General features: G+C 43.2%; 2 protein-coding genes. One reads left to right on the forward strand and one right to left on the reverse strand.

Features of this window, described 5'->3' with window-relative positions; translation table 11 throughout:
- Nucleotides 1-168, reverse strand: a 168-nt coding sequence (locus IQ242_RS24740) for a helix-turn-helix domain-containing protein (RefSeq protein WP_193961776.1), incomplete at its 3' end; no start/stop codon positions are given.
- 91 nt (nucleotides 169-259) lie between these two features.
- Here IQ242_RS24740 and IQ242_RS24745 point away from each other — a divergent pair.
- Nucleotides 260-1309 carry a CHAT domain-containing protein gene (locus IQ242_RS24745; RefSeq protein ID WP_228021207.1) on the forward strand — a complete coding sequence of 350 codons (1050 nt, stop codon included), beginning with the start codon at nucleotides 260-262 and terminating at the stop codon, nucleotides 1307-1309.
- Nucleotides 1310-1409 lie beyond the last annotated feature (100 nt).

The following is a 1409-nucleotide window of genomic DNA, read 5'->3' on the forward strand; positions in this document are numbered from 1 at the left end:
CATTGAAGAAGTTTGAGCGTAGCCTACTCTTTCTTGCTTTTCGTACCAAGCTTGTGTTCTGAGATGGAGAGCTTTATTGTAAACTAATCTTACACAGCCCAATGTGCGCCGCAATAGCGACTCTTGTGTTGGTGTGGGGTAAAATCGAAACGAGTAGGCTTTTTCCATGTCTCACATTTTAGCATATATTTCGTAAATGTTCTAATATTTAACAGAAAAGCCGTCGTAGAACGACGGGGTTTCAGACCCAAAATTTTGGATGAAAACCGGTAATGAAAGGCTGTTAACTGTGGACAACAACCCGCAGGATCGAGCCTTAAATGTAGTTTTCATGGCAAGTTCTGCTAAGGGTGTAAAGCCTATACTAGATTTTGAGGCAGAAGAAGGGAAGATATTGAAAGCGACTAGAGGAAAACCCCTATCTTTAACCGTTGAAGAGAGCGGATGTATTAAAGAATTAGGCGAATTGATAGCCAGTAAAGATAGGGGATATTTCGATGTTATCCACTTGAGCGGACACGCCGCCATCGAGGATCAGAAACCCTATTTTATTACTGAGACGGAATACGGAGATAGGCAAGATACCAGCGCCGAAGATATTGCCAGAGAATTACAGTTTAATTTACCCAAGCTTTTGTTTTTATCAGGGTGTCGGACAGGCTACTCCGATGGTGATGAGATCCTTTCGATGGCCGAGAAGTTATTAGAAAATGGGGCTAAAGCTGTTTTGGGGTGGGGTCAACCCGTCAGGGATAACGAAGCTGCTGACACGGCGGCCATCCTCTATGAAAAGCTTTCCCAAGGCTTTACTTTAAGCGAGTCGTTAGCTTTTGCCTATCAGAAATTATTAGGAAATCAGGCCAGGGATTGGCATTGTTTACGCATCTATGTGAGGGGAAGTATCCCAGAAGCTTTGGTAAGGAGAGGACAGAAAAAACCTTTACCTCCCGTATCCGTTGTTGACCAATTTGTGGACCCAGAAACGAAATATTTGCGGGTAGCCACACGGGAAACTTTTATCGGTCGCCGCCGTGATCTTCAGGATTGCTTGCAAGTGCTGAAAAAACCCTTTGATAATCCTAAAGCAATTCATAAGGCCGGGGTTTTCCTGCAAGGTTTTGGTGGTAACGGGAAAAGTACCCTCGCCGCTCGGTTGTGCGATCGCCTCCTTGACCATACTAAGCTTGTCTGGCATCAACAAATTGATCAAACTAGCTTAGTTGATACCCTAGCTGATAAACTCGATAGCGAACAGCCTCGCGAGACCTTAAGGAATCCTAACGAAGAACTTAAATACCAGAAGTGTTGAACGTGGAAAAAAGTCGTACAAAATTTGATATTCTAGATAAGAAAACAAAGTAAATGTCCACCAATAAATGTGAATAAGCCATGCTAACAATTTTCCNAAA

This window comes from Microcystis sp. LEGE 08355, assembly GCF_015207185.1.
In the GTDB taxonomy this organism is placed as follows: Bacteria; Cyanobacteriota; Cyanobacteriia; order Cyanobacteriales; family Microcystaceae; genus Microcystis; species Microcystis panniformis.